General features: G+C 35.6%; 13 protein-coding genes. 6 read left to right on the plus strand and 7 right to left on the minus strand.

What is annotated here, in order from left to right; all coding sequences use genetic code 11:
* The first annotated feature begins 164 nt into the window (after nt 1–164).
* The 4 genes from VB796_RS15555 to VB796_RS15570 all read left to right on the plus strand — a co-directional run bounded on the left by VB796_RS15555 (nt 165) and on the right by VB796_RS15570 (nt 4,494).
* Nucleotides 165–929, plus strand: a complete 765-nt coding sequence (locus tag VB796_RS15555; protein WP_323347485.1) for a hypothetical protein — start codon at nt 165–167, stop codon at nt 927–929.
* Nucleotides 930–1,147: 218 nt separating this feature from the next.
* Entirely contained in the window at nt 1,148–2,047 is a 900-nt protein-coding gene (locus VB796_RS15560; protein ID WP_323347486.1) for a helix-turn-helix transcriptional regulator, read from the plus strand.
* A 170-nt stretch (nt 2,048–2,217) separates the two neighbouring features.
* On the plus strand, nt 2,218–3,204 hold the full coding sequence (locus VB796_RS15565; protein ID WP_323347487.1) for an aldo/keto reductase: 987 nt from the start codon (nt 2,218–2,220) through the stop codon (nt 3,202–3,204).
* 90 nt (nt 3,205–3,294) lie between these two features.
* Nucleotides 3,295–4,494 (plus strand): multidrug effflux MFS transporter, encoded by a 1,200-nt coding sequence (locus VB796_RS15570; RefSeq protein ID WP_323347488.1) that lies wholly within the window; start codon nt 3,295–3,297, stop codon nt 4,492–4,494.
* Between the two features lie 605 nt (nt 4,495–5,099).
* On the opposite strand, the gene VB796_RS15575 is transcribed toward VB796_RS15570, so the two are convergent.
* From VB796_RS15575 to VB796_RS15585, 3 genes are all read right to left on the minus strand, one after another.
* Nucleotides 5,100–7,667, minus strand: coding sequence for a TonB-dependent receptor (locus tag VB796_RS15575; RefSeq protein ID WP_323347489.1), 2,568 nt, complete (start codon nt 7,665–7,667; stop codon nt 5,100–5,102).
* A gap of 328 nt (nt 7,668–7,995) precedes the next feature.
* Nucleotides 7,996–8,526, minus strand: a complete 531-nt coding sequence (locus VB796_RS15580) for a DinB family protein (protein WP_323347490.1) — start codon at nt 8,524–8,526, stop codon at nt 7,996–7,998.
* 131 nt (nt 8,527–8,657) lie between these two features.
* Nucleotides 8,658–9,242: a Crp/Fnr family transcriptional regulator gene (locus VB796_RS15585; protein ID WP_323347491.1), complete on the minus strand. Its 585-nt coding sequence runs from the start codon at nt 9,240–9,242 to the stop codon at nt 8,658–8,660.
* 140 nt (nt 9,243–9,382) lie between these two features.
* Between VB796_RS15585 and VB796_RS15590 the strand changes: the two genes are divergently transcribed.
* A complete protein-coding gene (locus VB796_RS15590) occupies nt 9,383–9,700 on the plus strand; it encodes a cupin domain-containing protein (protein WP_323347492.1) in 318 nt (105 codons plus the stop codon).
* Nucleotides 9,701–9,760: 60 nt separating this feature from the next.
* Here VB796_RS15590 and VB796_RS15595 read toward each other — a convergent pair whose 3' ends face one another.
* Both VB796_RS15595 and VB796_RS15600 read right to left on the minus strand, forming a co-directional pair.
* Nucleotides 9,761–10,147, minus strand: coding sequence for a hypothetical protein (locus VB796_RS15595; protein WP_323347493.1), 387 nt, complete (start codon nt 10,145–10,147; stop codon nt 9,761–9,763).
* A 27-nt stretch (nt 10,148–10,174) separates the two neighbouring features.
* Nucleotides 10,175–13,972, minus strand: a complete 3,798-nt coding sequence (locus tag VB796_RS15600; protein ID WP_416233527.1) for a ThuA domain-containing protein — start codon at nt 13,970–13,972, stop codon at nt 10,175–10,177.
* A 61-nt stretch (nt 13,973–14,033) separates the two neighbouring features.
* Here VB796_RS15600 and VB796_RS15605 point away from each other — a divergent pair, with 61 nt between their 5' ends.
* Nucleotides 14,034–14,165, plus strand: a complete 132-nt coding sequence (locus VB796_RS15605; RefSeq protein WP_323347494.1) for a hypothetical protein — start codon at nt 14,034–14,036, stop codon at nt 14,163–14,165.
* A 42-nt stretch (nt 14,166–14,207) separates the two neighbouring features.
* Here the strand turns inward: VB796_RS15605 and VB796_RS15610 are convergent, their stop codons facing one another.
* Both VB796_RS15610 and VB796_RS15615 read right to left on the minus strand, forming a co-directional pair.
* On the minus strand, nt 14,208–15,413 hold the full coding sequence (locus VB796_RS15610; RefSeq protein WP_323347495.1) for an MFS transporter: 1,206 nt from the start codon (nt 15,411–15,413) through the stop codon (nt 14,208–14,210).
* Nucleotides 15,414–15,449: 36 nt separating this feature from the next.
* Nucleotides 15,450–16,220 carry an SDR family oxidoreductase gene (locus tag VB796_RS15615; protein WP_323347496.1) on the minus strand — a complete coding sequence of 257 codons (771 nt, stop codon included), beginning with the start codon at nt 16,218–16,220 and terminating at the stop codon, nt 15,450–15,452.
* Nucleotides 16,221–16,370 lie beyond the last annotated feature (150 nt).

Consider the following 16,370-nt stretch of genomic DNA (forward strand, 5'->3'; position numbering starts at 1 on the left):
TTTGAGTAAAAACAGCTCTGAATAATATTTTTTTAAAATTCCTCTCCTTTTTTCTGCTTCAAGTCAATTGTTTGAATTTCGTAAGTTTTCGTTTGAATTATGTTGTTTGATATTCGTATTTATAAAGAATTTTGTATTTTAGTATCAGACTATTAATTAGACAAATGAATTCTTTGAAATCTCAAAAACACTCAAAAAAGACCTTCTTTTTTATCTTCTTCCTTTTTGTTACGTACTTTTCTTTTTCGCAAAATGCAGATAGTTTGCATTCAAAAATTAATGTTCATGGAGGAATAACGGTAACAAACAATGGTATTTCTGTCATTCCAACTTTTACCTTGGGTAAACCAGCCACAATTTTCGACTTAGTGGTGGCTAAAAACCGCTTTAGTTTTGAACCTCAGTTTCGCTTTGCGATTGAGGAAGCAAAACCTTGGTCGTTCATTTTTTGGTTCAGATATAAATTAATCCAATCTGAAAAATTTAAAATGGGCATTGGTGCTCACCCTTCTACGGTTTTCTCAAGTACAGTTGGTACAATTAATGGGGTTACGAAAGACCTCATTACCGTGCGACGTTTTTATGCCAGCGAGTTGACACCAACTTATGTTATTTCTAAAAAAGTGAGCTTGGGAATTTATTATTTGTATGCAAGAGGGCTTGCAGAAGCTACCAAAAATACAAATTTTGTTGCCCTAAGTGGTAATTTGAATAATCTTAAAATCGCAGGGGATTATTACCTGAAAATTGCTCCTCAATTATATTATTTGCAAATGGATGAACAAGATGGTTATTACGTTACTTCTACCTTTACTTTGGCAAAGCAGAATTCTCCTTTTACCATTTCATCAATTATGAATAAGAAAATTGACTCAAACATTCCGAGTGAAGACTTTGTTTGGAACATGAGTTTAATGTATTCATTTTAGTGCTTGAAAAACTTTAAGTTGGCTTGTTTTAGCGGTCTGACTATCGTCTGACCGAGTATTCTATTTCGGTCAATTTGGCTTGTTTTATCGGTCTGACTATCGTCTGACCGCTAAAACAAAAGAGACTACTAAACAAAAGTATCATTTTATGAAATATCCGTCAAATTAAAGTATTTCAAACATTTAGTTAATAGTTTGAATTTCGTAATAACAATAATATGGAAAATATAGAATCATTAGAGGATTTTTATAAAAGAAAATTTGTTTGGATGCCTGAAAATATCCGAAATGAAATTGGGCATTTCAACGTTTTTCCTCACGAAGTGGTGGAAGTAGGGAAACCTAAACCTCTACTTTATAAAAGACGTGATTTTTATAAAATTATGTTTGTGTTAGGAGATATTGAAATGGCTTATGCCGATAGAGTAGTGTCAATTAAAAAACAAGCATTATTCTTCTCCAATCCTCAAATTCCATATAAATGCGACCATCTGGAGCGAATTCAAGAAGGTGTTTATTGTATTTTTAACAGTAATTTCTTTCTAAGGTTTGGAGATTTAAGCCAATATTCGGTCTTTCAACCAACTGGAAATCACGTATTTGAACTGACTGACGAACAAGCTGACCAAATCCGAATTATTTATCAAAAAATGAATGACGAAATTAAGTCTGATTATGTTTACAAATATGATGTTTTACGGAATTTAGTTTTTGAACTTATCCATTTTGCCATGAAGATGCAACCTGCATCTGACCATGAAAAAATGCAAATAAATGCGTCTCAACGTATTTCAGCAATGTTTTTAGAATTATTGGAAAGACAATTTCCCATTGAGGAAAATCACCCTAAAATCAACTTGCGGACAGCTTCTGACTTTGCAAATCAGTTGAATGTTCACGTCAATCATTTGAACAGAGCTATAAAAGAAACAACGCAAAAAACAACCACTCAACTTATCGCTGAAAGATTATTACAAGAAGCCAAAATATTGCTCAGACATAGTAAATGGAATGTTGCAGAAATTGCTTTTGCATTGGGTTTTACAGAGGTTACACACTTTAATAATTTTTTCAAAAAATACGTTTCTCAAAGTCCTACAAAATTTAGAAATGTTTGATTTTTGTAAGTTATTGTTTCATTTTAATTATTCATTTTCGGAACTATAAGGAGTTTTTCGCAAGATTAAATCTGTGGTCTAATCTTCTCTGCGACAAATGGTTGATACTTCCGTTTATTTTTAAGGTTATCAAATAATTTTGATTTAAGATTTTAAACTAAGAAAGTTTTATGCAAACCAGAAAATTAGGTAATAGTGGATTAAAAGTTTCAGCTTTGGGATTAGGGTGTATGGGAATGAGTTTTGGATACACTCCCTTGCCTCCAAGAGAAGATTCAATAGCTCTTATTCGGAAAGCGATAGAAGAAGGAATAACTTTTTTTGACACCGCAGAAGTTTATGGCCCATATACCAACGAAGCGGTGGTTGGAGAGGCCATTGTTCCTTTCAAAGGAAAAGTACAAGTTGCTACCAAATTCGGCTTTAATATTGTAGATGGTAAAATGTTAGGGGTTGATAGCCGTCCAGAAACAATTAGAAGAGTGGTTGAAAGTTCATTAAAAAGATTAGGTGTGGAATGTATAGATTTACTTTACCAACATCGTGTTGACCCAAATGTGCCTATCGAAGATGTTGCAGGAACTGTAAAAGACTTAATATCAGAGGGTAAAGCTAAATATTTTGGACTTTCTGAAGCAGGAGCAGGGACTATTCGGAAAGCCCATGCTGAACAAGCGGTGTCGGCTCTTCAAAGCGAATATTCACTGTGGACTCGTCAGCATGAAACAGAAATTATCCCAACAATTGAAGAATTAGGTATCGGTTTTGTACCTTTTAGTCCACTTGGAAAAGGTTATTTGACGGGAAAAATTGACGAAAAACAAACCTTTGAAGCAGGAGATATTCGTGCCGTTTTACCAAGATATACCGAAGAAGCACGTATTGCCAACAAAGGATTATTAGACATAATTGCCAAATTTGCAGAAATGAAAAGTGCAACTAATGCACAAATTGCTTTGGCATGGGTTTTGGCTCAAAAACCTTGGATTGTACCAATTCCAGGAACAACGAAAACTCATCGTCTTCTTGAAAATAATGGAGCGGTAAATATTGAATTATCGTCAGTTGAATTAGCAGAGCTTACGAAAGCTTCGGAAGAAATCAAAATTATGGGTACTCGTTACACAGAGGCAATGGAGAAATCTACTGGATTATAATTCAAATTGGCGAAGGGTGTCTTGTGACATTCTTCGCTAATTTGATTCACAAGTATTTCGAGGTAAATTTGTACCTCAATTAACTTCTTTATGAACAATCGTACCGTTTTAATTTTAATATTAGGTTTATTATCGGCAATTGGCCCATTTTCTATCGACACTTATTTGTCGGGATTTCCCAGTATCGCTACCGATTTGAACGTAACTGTTGATGATGTTTCTTATTCCCTATCGAGTTTCTTTATTGGGATTTCCGTTGGACAACTAATTTATGGGCCATTGCTTGACCGTTTTGGTCGCAAAACACCACTCCTCATTGGTTTAGTAATTTACTTTTTGGCATCGGTGGGCTGTGCTTTGGCTACTTCTATCGAAATGTTGATTGCCCTACGTTTTTTGCAAGCATTGGGTGGTTGTGTAGGAATGGTTGCTCCCAGAGCTATTGTCAGAGACAGTTTTCCAGTAGAAGAAAGTGCCAAAATATTTTCTACTTTGATTTTAATTTTGGGTGTATCTCCCATTATTGCACCCACCGTTGGTAGCTATATGATTACGGCAATGGGCTGGCATTCAGTATTTTGGTTGCAAGCGGGCATGGGGTTTTTATTGTTTTTTGCCGTAATTTTTAAACTGGCAGAAAGTAAAAACCCTGACCAAAGTATCTCGCTGAAACCTCAGCATATCATTCCAACTTTCTTTAATATTTTCAAGAATCCACAGTTTTTTACGTATGCTTTTGCGGGTTCAATGGTATCTGGCGGGGTGTATGCCTATTTGTCGGGTTCACCTTTCGTATTTATGAAAATTTATAAAGTTACTGAACAGCAATACGGATGGATATTTGGTTTGTTGGCAGGTGGATTGATTTTGAGCAGCCAACTTAATAATTTAGCTCTTAAAAAATACCGTTCAGAACAAATTGTAAGAGTTGTTTTAACCATTCAGACGGTGGTAGGAATATTGTTATGTTTAGGAAGTGTAACGGACGGGCTTAATTTATACTCCACCATTTTATTGATTTTTATATTTTTATGTTGTCAAGGATTTAGTTTTCCCAATTCTTCGGCACTTTCATTAGTTCCATTTTCAAAAGAGGCAGGAAGTGCTTCGGCACTTTTAGGAGCAATTCAAATGGGAATTGGCTCATTAGCGGCTGCTTTGGTAGGTGTTTTGAGTAACGGAACAAGTGTACCCATGACGGCAGTAATGGCTGGTTGTGCTTTGTTGGGACTCACTATTTTTAGAGTTGGACGTTTGATTTTGGAGAGAAATAAAAATGATATTAAATAAAAACAGACTTATTTTCTTTTTGTCGCAAGACAAAATTTAACCACAGATTGAAAAGATTTATACGCTTAACGGACTTATGATTTTCCTTTAATTTTTCTGTATAAATACACTGTTTAATAAGTTATTTGGGGAATTTTAACTCTCTCAAAAAACTACCCGAAAATTATTTCTACTTTCGGGTAATTCCCCTTGAGGATAAAATTTTTCTTAAAACTTATCGGAACTATCTACAATTTGTCGCAGAATAAAATTAGCCCACAGATTGTACTGATTCAATGGATTTACACGGATAAATTTAAAGAAAAATCAGTGTAAATCTGTTTTATCTGTTCTATCCGTGGTCTAATTTTGTCTTGCGACAAATAGTAGATAATTCCGAAACTTATTAAACACGGTAATAAATCTGTTTAATCTTTAGTCTAATCATTCAATCCGTTGTTTAATAAATAGGGACAAAATAAAACAATATGATAAAATAAACCGCTGATAATCACGATTTTATTAATCGTGATTCTTCAATTTGCATAGTGAATCTCAATCGAAATCATTAAGAATGAAAACCTAATTCTACCTCAGTCAAATAAGAAATAGGGTCACTAATTTTCTTAGAAAGTGAATCTAAAGGTTGTGCCATAAGTGGCAGGGTCGCCCAAAACTGCGGCATAATGTCCTGCATTTCCTGCGGCTGGTAATAATTGTTCAAAATAATTTTTATCTAAAATATTTCTTCCCCATAATAAAATGGATACTCCATTGGAAGCTCTAAATCCGATTCTTCCGTTCAATAAAGCATAACCATCAATGTTTAAAAATTGTGAAGGAGAAGCACTTGACGAAAACAATGAACGATAATAAGCATCAAGAGCGACGAAATGATTTCCTTTCAGATTCAATAATTTTCCAGCACGGCTATACTCTCCACCGATTGAACCAGCCCATTTAGAAATTCCAGGCAATATTCCTCCCGAAATATCCTTAAATGCCGATGTTCCACCTGTTTCTTCTAAAGGTACTGGTGCATTTTTGAACGAAATATATTTACCATCGGTGTAAGAAACTGCCGTATTGAACGATAAATGATTGCCCACTCTGATATTTCCGTCCAATTCCACACCTTTTACACTTACCTTTTCAGCATTTGCCAAATATCCTCTATTTACCCCTACCTCAGCAGTCTGTACTTGTGTTTGATAATCCTTAATATCAGTGTTGTAAATGGTAATATTTAGGGTGGATTGTGGTGTTGGTCGGGTTTTAATCCCAATTTCATAGTGCGTCACAAACTCTGGATTGACTTTTGCCAATTCAATTAATGTAATTCCATTTGCCGTTGGAAGCCCACCCAAATTAACGCCAACGGGTTTATAACTATTGGCATAAGTAGCAAATACGTTGAATGTTTTACTGGGTTTATAAGCTAAAGTAACCTGTCCAGAAATATTATTTTCATCGACACTAAAATTAAACGATTGATTGGTATAAACGCCATTTTTTAGTGCTAATAATGCAGGGTCTGTTGTTTGTAAACCCCCATAAATTTCACGTTTGTAGTCAACATCTTTTTTGTCATAGTTAAAACGAAGACCAGGTAATAAATGTAGATTATCGGTAATTGACCAGTCAACCTGACTAAATACAGCTGCTCCCAACGTTTTTAATCTTGAAGTTGTTTTTGTTCCAAAACCATCAAATAACCCTGCTGTTTTCCATAATGTTGAAGTTGAACTTTGGGAGAATCTCCATTGAGCTGAGCCCGATTCTTCGGTTTGTACAGGGTCAGAAGTTAAAAGTTGGTCAATTAAGAAAATTCCGAAAACACCTGTTAACTTTTCCGAAAACTGTCCTGCATATCGGATTTCTTGTGTCCATTGGTCATGTCTTGAATTTCCTTGAGATTTGGTCAAAACAGGTAAACCAATAAAATCTCTGTCGTTCGACGGATCCCAAATCCAATAACGCCACGCTGTCGTAGAAGTAATTGTTCCCTTTCCAATTTTAGCATCAATATTGACTGAAGCTCCTCCAAAATCGTTATTTACACGCCAAGGAGAATCCGCATCAGTAACTCTATCAAATGGATTTGTAGTAGGCAATTTATATCCCAAATCAGCAATGATTGCATAGAATTGACGATACGCAGCTCTTTTGGTAGTAACAACACCTGCCACAACAGTTGCATTTCCATCAGGTCTTTGGCGAGCATTATCTCCAGCAAAAGTTATATTAACGTTGTCTGAAGGTGTATAAAGTAATTGAGTCCTAAAGCCTAAGTTATTTAATGCATTAGTAGGTTTTAAGGTAGTTGTATTGAAAAGAGTGCCGTCTCGTTGAGTCCCTGAAAAAGAAACCCTTGCCGCTAATTTTTTACTCAAAGCTCCTGTTATTGAAGCTTTTGCTTGAATATAATTCAAATTTCCATAACTCGTTTCAAAACTTGCTCCAGTCGTAAAACTTGGAGCTCTTGTGGTAATATTAAAAGCCCCAGCAGTAGTATTTTTCCCAAATAATGTTCCTTGGGGTCCACGCAAAACCTCAATTCTGTCAATATCAACAAAGTCAATAGCTGTTGCGGCAGGTCTTGCATAATAAACTCCATCCACATAAAAGCCAACCCCTGGGTCAATTCCATCATTGGTTAGACCAAAAGAAGAACCCAATCCACGAATATTTAGGGTTGTATTTCTACCATTTGAAGAATATAATTGTACCGACGGAATTAATTCTTTCAAACGATTAGGATTAAAAGCACCTGCATCCTCTGCCGCAAAACCTCTGATTACAGAAATTGGTATAGGAATATCTTGCACTGATTCTTGCCTACGTCTCGACGTAACGATTACGTCCGAAAGTTGATTGGTATTTTCTTCGAGTTGAATTTCAATCTTACCATTATTAATTAAAACCTCTTTTTTCTGATAGCCAATATATGAAATTATCAAGGTAAAAGGCAGTTTTTGACCTGTAATTAGGGAAAATTCACCATTTGCATCGGTAGTTGCTCCGTTGGTTGTCCCTTTAATTGAAACCGTTGCCCCAATCAATATTTCAGTTGTTTTTGCATCAGTAACTCTACCTGAAACCGTGGCATTAATAATAGGGTTATCTTGTGCTGATAAAAAAAATGGTAGCAAAATAGCGGAAATGATGAAAGTAAATGTTTTAAAATGTTTCATTTTCAAGGATTTTATAATTAAAAATATTTATCCGATAGATTTTATAGACTAAATACGTATAAAAAAAATCGACTGTTTCGACTCACTGATAATTTTAATTCTATGTCTATTTATTATTTTGACAAAACTAATAAAACTATTTAATCTATAATACCAATAGACTAAATAGTTTTATATTTTCTTTAAAACATTTAAAAGATTCTTTTAAATGTTTTATTTGTACAAGACATAGCTTTTAAATTGTATCAAAAATTGTTGAGATAAATAATTTTATGCGAGTTCAATCCTTGAGTATTTTAAAATTGCCAATAATTTTTTTCACGTTTCATTAAAACAACATTTCTTGTGGTGGTTTTGCACCTGCCAAACGAATATATACCGTTCCTTGTCCTCTGTGGTGGGTCTGATGTTCAAAACTCTTATTTAGAGCCGCTCCTTTTGTCATTTCAAAACGTCCAAAAAGTTTAACATTTTCATTCAATTGTGCAGGAGTCATTTTTTTTATGCCACTGATGACAAAATCGTAACCTGCCAATACTATTTTTGAAACATTTTCTTTCGAAATGTCCGTTGTTTTCTCTGATTCTCCCATTCCTACTGGACTTTTTTCACCTGTTGCTGCGGCAGCAAAACCATAATTAGCATCTGTTAAATGTAACATTTGTTGAGCAAAAGAACGCATTTCGGGCGTTGGTTTCAAGGCATAACCTGCTTCTGGCATCGCATCTAAATATTCTTTTGTGTAGGTTTTTGCTCTTTCCCATTCTTTTACCATTTCGTCTATTGAGGCTTGTGCATTTGCTGATTGGGAAGTTGCTAATGCAAAAATCATGGCAAGTAATAAAGTAATTTTTTTCATGTTTTTGAGTTTTATACTGATTAAAATATTATGAATCAACAAGTTAAAGATTTATTCTTCAAGTCGTAATATGAATGTGTTGATTGGTTACAAAATTGGGGCGAGAAATTTATAAATACCCTTAAACTATCTTAAGAAATGGACTTTAGGGAAAGGTCTTTTCTGATTTTGCTCAAAAATTCGGGTGTAATTCCCAAATATGATGCAATTTGTGTATTGGGTATTCTTTGAGCCAAATGAGGATATTGTTCCAAAAAAATTAGATACCGCTGTTGGGCTGTGGAGCTGATATTTTGCAAAACACGATTTTGTAATTCAACGAATTTGTTCTCGATAATTACTTTAAAAATTATGTTAAGTTTAGTAATGTTTTGATAAAGGAAATATAAATCTTGTTGCTCTATTTGCAAGATAACGGATGGCTCAATGGCTTCGATGAATAATTTGCTTGGTTTTTGGGAGTGAAAGCTACCAATATCAGCTATCCAATCGTTTTCAGCAGCAAATTGTAGATTGTGTTGATTCCCCTTTTCATCAATAGCGTACATTTTAAAGCAACCTTCTACCACAAAAAAGTAGTGTTTGCAAACAAATCCTTCTTGCAGTATCATTTGCTTGCGTTTGATATTCAGAAGGGAAAATTTTGATGTTATCAATTCTTTTTCTTCTAAACTCACAGGAAGAAATTTTTGAAAATAGTTAATGATTGCCTGCATTGATTATGCTGATTTTGATTAATTTATGAAGCCCGATTTGCCTAAATTAATATGAAATTATACATGATTGGGCAAAATGGAAGTTTTAATTCCCGTAAATTCACAGATTAAGAACAAATTTTTCCTCAAAGGACACAAAAATGATTGAAATAACAACTTTACCAGAAAAAGAAATAGTGAAAGGTTTTGTAGCCAGATTTATTCATACTGATACTCTTACTTTGGGCTATTGGGATGTGGAAGAAGGAGCCGTTTTACCGATGCACGCCCATTTTCATGAGCAAATTACCACAGTTATTGAAGGAAGATTTGAGCTGACGGTTGGGGATGAAACACGCATTTATGAAAATGGTTTAGTGGCAGTAATTCCGCCTAATGTTGTTCATGGAGGGAAGGCTTTGACACCTTGTAAGTTATTCGATATTTTTAGTCCTGTTCGGGAAGACTATAAATTTTAGCGAATATTAAGCCTTGTAAAAACAAAAGCAGGTGATTTGTGTCACCTGCTTTTAAATTATTTATTTGACTCTTTTTGCTTTGGCATCAAACATATTCATGAGTTGCCCTTTTAAATTATCGTCATCTTCTTTTTTCAATGGTAATGTTAAATCATATCCCGAAGCTGAAAAAGAGATTTCGATTTCTCCTGTTTTTTCTTCAATTGCAGTAATCGGAATGATTGGTTTTGAAGAATCAGTTGCGTCCTTTAATTCTCCAGTCAATTTTCCGTCTTTGCGGACAAGTTCGGTTACCATTTTAATATCACCTTGAGGTGTTCCAAAAATAGAGATTTCCCATTTCCCTGCAAAAAAATCTGTTGCTGGAGCAGGTGCTGGGGTTTGTGAAAAACCTTTGATAGCTATTCCGAAGAATAAAGCGATGAGAAGGATACTTACTTTTTTCATTTTTCGATTGTTTAATTATGGTTTCACTTATTTAATTCGAACTGCTTTTGTTTTAAACATCCCCATTAACGAACCTTGTAAATTATCGTTATCAACCTTCTCAAATGTTGTATTTATATCGAAACCACTCATTTTGAAATGTAGTGTAAGTTTATCCGATGTCTCTTCAATTTTATCAATTTTAACCGCTTTATTGTCAATTTTAGCAGCGATAGTTCCTTCAAGAACTCCGTTATTTCTATTTAATTCTAACAAAAGTTCTGCATCACCTTGTGGAGTTCCGATAAAAGTTGCCGTCCATTTTCCAGCAAAGAAATCTGTATTTGCACCGTTTACTTGTTCAACTTTTGGAGCTTCAACGGCATCGCTTACATTCAACAATTTCACATCAAATCCCATTACCACCATCAACGAGCCTGCATCTGCCTTCGGATTCGAGAATACAATACAAACATCTTGTAGTTTTCCGTTTAAATTATTTGGTAACTGAAGCGGAATAGCAACTGATTTTGGGGTAAAATCCATTTTATCAGATGGTTCTAAAAATGCCGAACGTCCTAATAATGCTCCCGTTGGGCTACCCAAGCGTGCTTCAATTGTTCCACCCGCTGCATTTAATTGTGGTTTTGGAGCAGTTGCACCAACTTGAATTTCAGAAACGCCTGTTAAATCAACTTGTTTCAAAATCATGTAAGCACCCGATTTTGAAGGAATCGCTAAGTTGTTTCCACCAAAAGCCATTTTGTTAATATCAACATATTCGTCGAAACCATGCGGGTCAATTTTCGAGTTTCTCAATACAAAACTTTGTTCCGATTTCAAGGCAGGTAAACCATTTGCACCTTGGTCTTCATAAGCGGCACGCACAATGTACACGCCTTTATTTTTATCAGATGCAGGAGCTTTTGTCGTAAATGAACCCTTTACAGGTAAAGATTTCTCTTTCGGTTTTTCGTTAGTAATGTTCAAAATATATTTTACCATTTCCGACGCTTCTGCCGTTGAAAGTTGTGGATGCCCTGCCATTGCGGTTTCTCCCCAAACGCCACTTCCACCCGAAATAACTTTTTTGGTAAGCGTTTCTAATGCTTTAGCATCACCTTTATATTTTAGAGACACCTCACGGTAAGCTGGCCCGATTGACTTAGAATCTTTTTTATGACAAGCCATGCAATCACTACCATCAATCAGTTTTTTACCTGTGGCATACGCAGCACTTGCATCAGCCGAACGGTGTCCCATCGCAATCATGTTTTTATCAAAACCTTCTGCCAAATAGTCAATATTTACGGCAACATTTTCAGGCGAAATCCCTTTGTTTAACTCTCCATCTTCTTTGTCTTTTACCTTGATTTCATAATCGAAAGACTTATTGGCAACATAAAAACTTTTGTTGGCTTTTGGCATATCAAGGCTCAAAACTGGAGGCTCATTTCCTGCGGTAATTTCCATAGACTGCGTATTGATTCCCCCTTTGCCATCATCAACGGTAAGTGTTGCTTTATAAATACCTGCTTTTGTTAAAGCTACATTAGCATCTTGCGTTGGGAAGATTTTAACAAAACCACTTTTAGAAGTAATTTTCCAAGTGTATTTCAAAATATCTCCATCAGCATCGTTTGTACCTTTTGCACTTAATTTTAGATTAAATGGAATTGCCCCACCCATTTGGTTTGCACTCGCCTGAATTTGTGGTTTACGATTTCCTCCATTGTATTCAATACGAATTAAGCGGGCATCGTCATTAGCTGTAAACCAACCACTACCATATTCAAGCATATATAAATCGCCATTATCAGCAAATTCCATATCCATCGGGTTACTAAATTTATAGCTTGGCATAAAACGCTCCATTGATGAATAATTTCCGTCTTTGTCAAAACTTACTGCCATAATCCAACCACGCATCCATTCATAAGCAAAGAATTTTCCATCATAATATTTCGGAAACGCTCTGTTTGCGGTGGCAAAAGCAGCTTTGTCATAAACTGGGCCAGCCATTGGGTTACAACCTCCTGCACCTAATAATGGAAATTCTGGACTATTGCCGTAATCATACCAAATCATGGCAGCTCTTGCCTGTGGTAATAAACTTAAACCTGTGTTGTTTGGCGAGGTATTCATAGGTTTTAAATAATCCCATTTATCACCCGACTGATTGGTTTCAAAGTTGAATTTGTGATACGCTTTATTGTCTCCCACAAAATGAGGCCAGCCGTAATTTCCTGCCGTTGGAGCTTGTCCAAACTCACAAGTACCTGCTGCACCACGATTTGGGTCTGCTTTTGAAGCATCTGGCCCAACATCTCCCCAGTATAATTTACCATTCTTTTGGTCAACTGAAATTCTGTATGGGTTACGGTGTCCCATCGTGAAGATTTCTGGACGTGTTTGGCGGTCGTTATCATTACCTTTTGGAAATAAGTTTCCTTCTGGAATGGTATAAGTACCATCTGCCTGAGGTTTTATTCTAATGATTTTACCACGTAAATCGTTGGTATTTGCCGAAGATTTTTGAGCATCCCAAGCACTTCTACCTGGACGTTCATCGCTTGGACTATATCCATTTGAAGCGTGTGGGTTGGTATTATCACCTGTTGAAAGGAATAAATTGCCTGCTTTGTCCCAAGCAATAGAACCTCCAGTATGACAACATTCTTCACGTTGCGTTTCTACTTTTAACATTTCTTTTTCAGAATCTAAAAGTATTTCATCCCCTTTCATCGTAAATCTTGAAAGTACGTTGTACGAACCTTTCAAAGAAGAATAATACATATAAATCCAAGAATTTTGAGCAAAATTTGGGTCTTTGTTCAATCCCAAAAGTCCATCTTCTGCTACCGATTCTTTTCCTTCTTTATTTACATATTTTAAACTTACAGGCAGTTTTGTTATCGTTTTAAGCGTTTTCGTTTTTGTATTGTACAATCTTACTTCGCCTTTACGTTGAATAAAAAGCACACGGTCTTTATCAAGTAATGCCAATTCAACAGGTTCATCGAGTTTTTCTTCTAAAATTACTTTTGTAAAACGATTTTCTTCAGGTTTTGATTTTGAGAAATCAAGTGGTTTTGGATTCTCTCCACCAGTCGTATATTTGATTCCAGCCCAAAGATGATTTAAGAAAAGAGGTTCAGCAAAAGTCTCATCCGTATGTCCCATTGCGGTATAAAAAGAACGTCCACCTTCAAATTCTTGATACCAACTGATTGGGTGATTATCGCCATTATTTCCACCAATGTAGCTTTTTTCATCTATTTTTAAGACTACATTAATTTTTGGAGAGATATTTTTGAAACTGTAAAATTCATCACTTCTTTCAAAAGTATCAGGCATTCCAGCCGTAAATTCATTCTTCTGAGTTACAAAAAACTTACCTTTTTGTACATTACTTGGCGTAGAAGGGTGGTCTAAAAACCAAGCACCTGCCAATTGATTATACCAAGTCCATTCGTATTCGGTATCGGTTGCGGCGTGGATACCAACATAGCCACCACCCGCTTGAATGTAACGTTCAAAAACGGCTTGTTGCTCGTTGTTCAAAATGTCACCAGTTGTATTCAAAAAGATTACTGTATTGAATTTTTTTAGGTTTAATTCTGAAAATTGTGAAGCATCTTCTGTAAAAGACACCCCAAAACCTTTCTCTTTTGCCAATTTTTCAAGAGCAATTTTTCCTGCACCAATTGATTGATGTCGGAAAGCGGCAGTCTTGCTAAACACCAAAACATTGATTTTGCTTTGGGCGGAAATGTTGTGAATGATGATTAACATAAAAAATGCTTGTACGAACATTTTTAGGTTAAAGAAAAATTTGTTTTTCATGAAATTGTAAAATTGAAGGTTAAGTTAATTGAGATTATTTTAGTTGTATTATATTAGTACAGTGTTTAATAAGTTTCTTCAACTTCCCGAAACAATATCCATTGCGGGTAAAGAACTTTCGGGAAGTGAACCTCTCGACTACTTCCCGAAAGTTCTTTCTACTTTCGGGAAGTTCTACAAGATTTTGGAATAAAAATTATCCAGATAACTAATTAAACAGTGTAATTAGACTTCTTTATTCTGTATAATTCAAATCTTTATCAAAAGTTTCTTCCAAATTGCTCAAGCCCCAAAAGGCAATTAAAATGGCTAATACACCCACAACCATTGCGGCTTTTGGCTCTCCCAAACTTGGTACTAACAATCCAAAAAGTAGCGTTTGAGGAATAACGGTAGCTCTCAAAATATTCAAGGAAGAAGTCGTAACAGTTGCTCTAATATTTGTTCCATATTGCTCTGCTGCCAACGTGAGCAATACAATTGAATAGCCTACACAAAAACCTAAAAACAATAAAAGTCCGTAATAAAGAGTCAAAGATTGATTGGCAACGGTAAAGAAAACAATCGCTCCCACTGTATAAAGTGACAAGTATAAACGAATGGCTTTTTTACGGCTTTTTAGGTATTGGCTTACAAAACCGCCAGTCAAATCACCGAAGGTAAGACCGATAAAATAGTAAGTAAAAACCGCTGATACTGAAGGGATTGGATTCATGCCCCATGCTTTGCCAATTTCTGGTGTGAAGGTCATCACGACACCATTTACAAACCAAACAGGAAAACCCAACACACAAATACTGATATATTTCTTGATGTAATCTTTATTCTTGAACAATAATCGTAAATCTCCTTTAGAAGTCGTGTTTCCTTTCATATTGTTGAATAAACCCGATTCAAGTACACCAAGCCTTAAAAGTAACAAGACAAAACCTAAGCCACCGCCCAATTGATAGGTAAATTGCCAAGAATATTTTCCTCCAATATACGCCCCGAAAATTGCTCCTAACATTCCACAACCACCAATTAATGCAGGGCCAATTCCTCGATATTTTTGGGGCATTTGTTCTGTCACCAATGTGATGGCAGCTCCTAATTCTCCTGCCAAACCTACACCTGCTAAGAATCTCAAAAATAGGTATATTTCAAAATTGGGTGCATAAGCATTGGCAAATGTGGCACTTGAGTACAATATAATTGAGCCAAATAATACAGAAAGCCGTCCCATTTTATCGCCAATAATTCCCCAAATAAATCCACCAATCAACATTCCAACCATTTGGACGTTTATCAAGGTAACACCTTTGGAAAGTAACTCCGAAGCAGGAACACCGATTTCCAAAAGGCTTTTTGAACGGACAATACTGAGAATAATAATGTCGTATAAATCAACAAAAAAGCCCATTGCTGAGGCGATAATAGCTAACCAAATGTGTCTTTTCATGTTTACTTTAGATTCAATTTAAGATTTTACTCAACATTAATTTCTCAAACTTGGCAAGCCAACGCCAGCGGCATCAAAACCACCGTCGGCGGCAATAATTTGTCCGTTGATATAACTCGCTTGTGGGCTACATAAGAAATAAACCATGTTTGAAATTTCTTCGGTAGTACCGTATCGAGCCAATGGGATGGCATCTGCATAGGAGGTTCTAATGTCAGCACTATGTACCAATTTAGCCATTTCAGTTTCTACTGGGCCAGGTGCAACGGCATTGGCACGCACACCTTTATTGCCATATTCAACGGCTTGCTGTTTGGTTAGGTGCATAATTGCCGCTTTACTTGTACCGTAAGCGATGCGTAAAGTGCTTGCACGCACACCCGAAATACTGGCAATATTAACAATACTTCCCTGTCCTAAAACTAATGCCGATAAACAGGCTTGACTGCAAAGGAATGTTCCGTTTAAATTGACACTCATTACAGCACTCCAATCTTCAAAAGTAACTTCTTCGGCAGGTTTGAAAATAGCAATTCCTGCATTATTGACGAGTGCATGAATGGCTGGAAATTGTTCTGTAATCTCCTCAAAAGTGGTTTTTACAGCTTCTGGATTTGAAACATCACACAAAAAATAAGAATATCCAATTTCTCCGTTCAAGCGACTTTGGCATTCTTGCATGGTAAGTTTATCATTGTCAATGATGATTGCATGATAGCCTTCGGCATGAAATCTTTTGGCAATTTCAAAACCAATTCCACGTGCAGCACCTGTAACAACTGCCACTTTTAAATTTTTAGCATTCATCTTCTTTTCAATTTATTCAACAAATGTAAAACAATTTTAATTTATTGTCTATTTTTGAGACAATATTTTTAATTTTACTATATCTTTGAATAATTATATTTTATGAGCGGTTGAATTTAAGGATATAACTTAACTTTGTAAGTTTAAAAA

This window comes from Arcicella sp. LKC2W, assembly GCF_034931005.1.
Lineage (GTDB): Bacteria > Bacteroidota > Bacteroidia > Cytophagales > Spirosomataceae > Arcicella.

What these genes read in the sequence shown, in the direction of transcription:
- VB796_RS15555 (WP_323347485.1), top strand. Translation starts at nt 165, where the DNA reads ATGAATTCTTTGAAATCTCAAAAACACTCAAAAAAGACCTTCTTTTTT.
- VB796_RS15560 (WP_323347486.1), top strand. Translation starts at nt 1,148, where the DNA reads ATGGAAAATATAGAATCATTAGAGGATTTTTATAAAAGAAAATTTGTT.
- VB796_RS15565 (WP_323347487.1), top strand. Translation starts at nt 2,218, where the DNA reads ATGCAAACCAGAAAATTAGGTAATAGTGGATTAAAAGTTTCAGCTTTG.
- VB796_RS15570 (WP_323347488.1), top strand. Translation starts at nt 3,295, where the DNA reads ATGAACAATCGTACCGTTTTAATTTTAATATTAGGTTTATTATCGGCA.
- VB796_RS15575 (WP_323347489.1), bottom strand. Translation starts at nt 7,667, where the DNA reads ATGAAACATTTTAAAACATTTACTTTCATCATTTCCGCTATTTTGCTA.
- VB796_RS15580 (WP_323347490.1), bottom strand. Translation starts at nt 8,526, where the DNA reads ATGAAAAAAATTACTTTATTACTTGCCATGATTTTTGCATTAGCAACT.
- VB796_RS15585 (WP_323347491.1), bottom strand. Translation starts at nt 9,242, where the DNA reads ATGCAGGCAATCATTAACTATTTTCAAAAATTTCTTCCTGTGAGTTTA.
- VB796_RS15590 (WP_323347492.1), top strand. Translation starts at nt 9,383, where the DNA reads ATGATTGAAATAACAACTTTACCAGAAAAAGAAATAGTGAAAGGTTTT.
- VB796_RS15595 (WP_323347493.1), bottom strand. Translation starts at nt 10,147, where the DNA reads ATGAAAAAAGTAAGTATCCTTCTCATCGCTTTATTCTTCGGAATAGCT.
- VB796_RS15600 (WP_416233527.1), bottom strand. Translation starts at nt 13,972, where the DNA reads ATGAAAAACAAATTTTTCTTTAACCTAAAAATGTTCGTACAAGCATTT.
- VB796_RS15610 (WP_323347495.1), bottom strand. Translation starts at nt 15,413, where the DNA reads ATGAAAAGACACATTTGGTTAGCTATTATCGCCTCAGCAATGGGCTTT.
- VB796_RS15615 (WP_323347496.1), bottom strand. Translation starts at nt 16,220, where the DNA reads ATGAATGCTAAAAATTTAAAAGTGGCAGTTGTTACAGGTGCTGCACGT.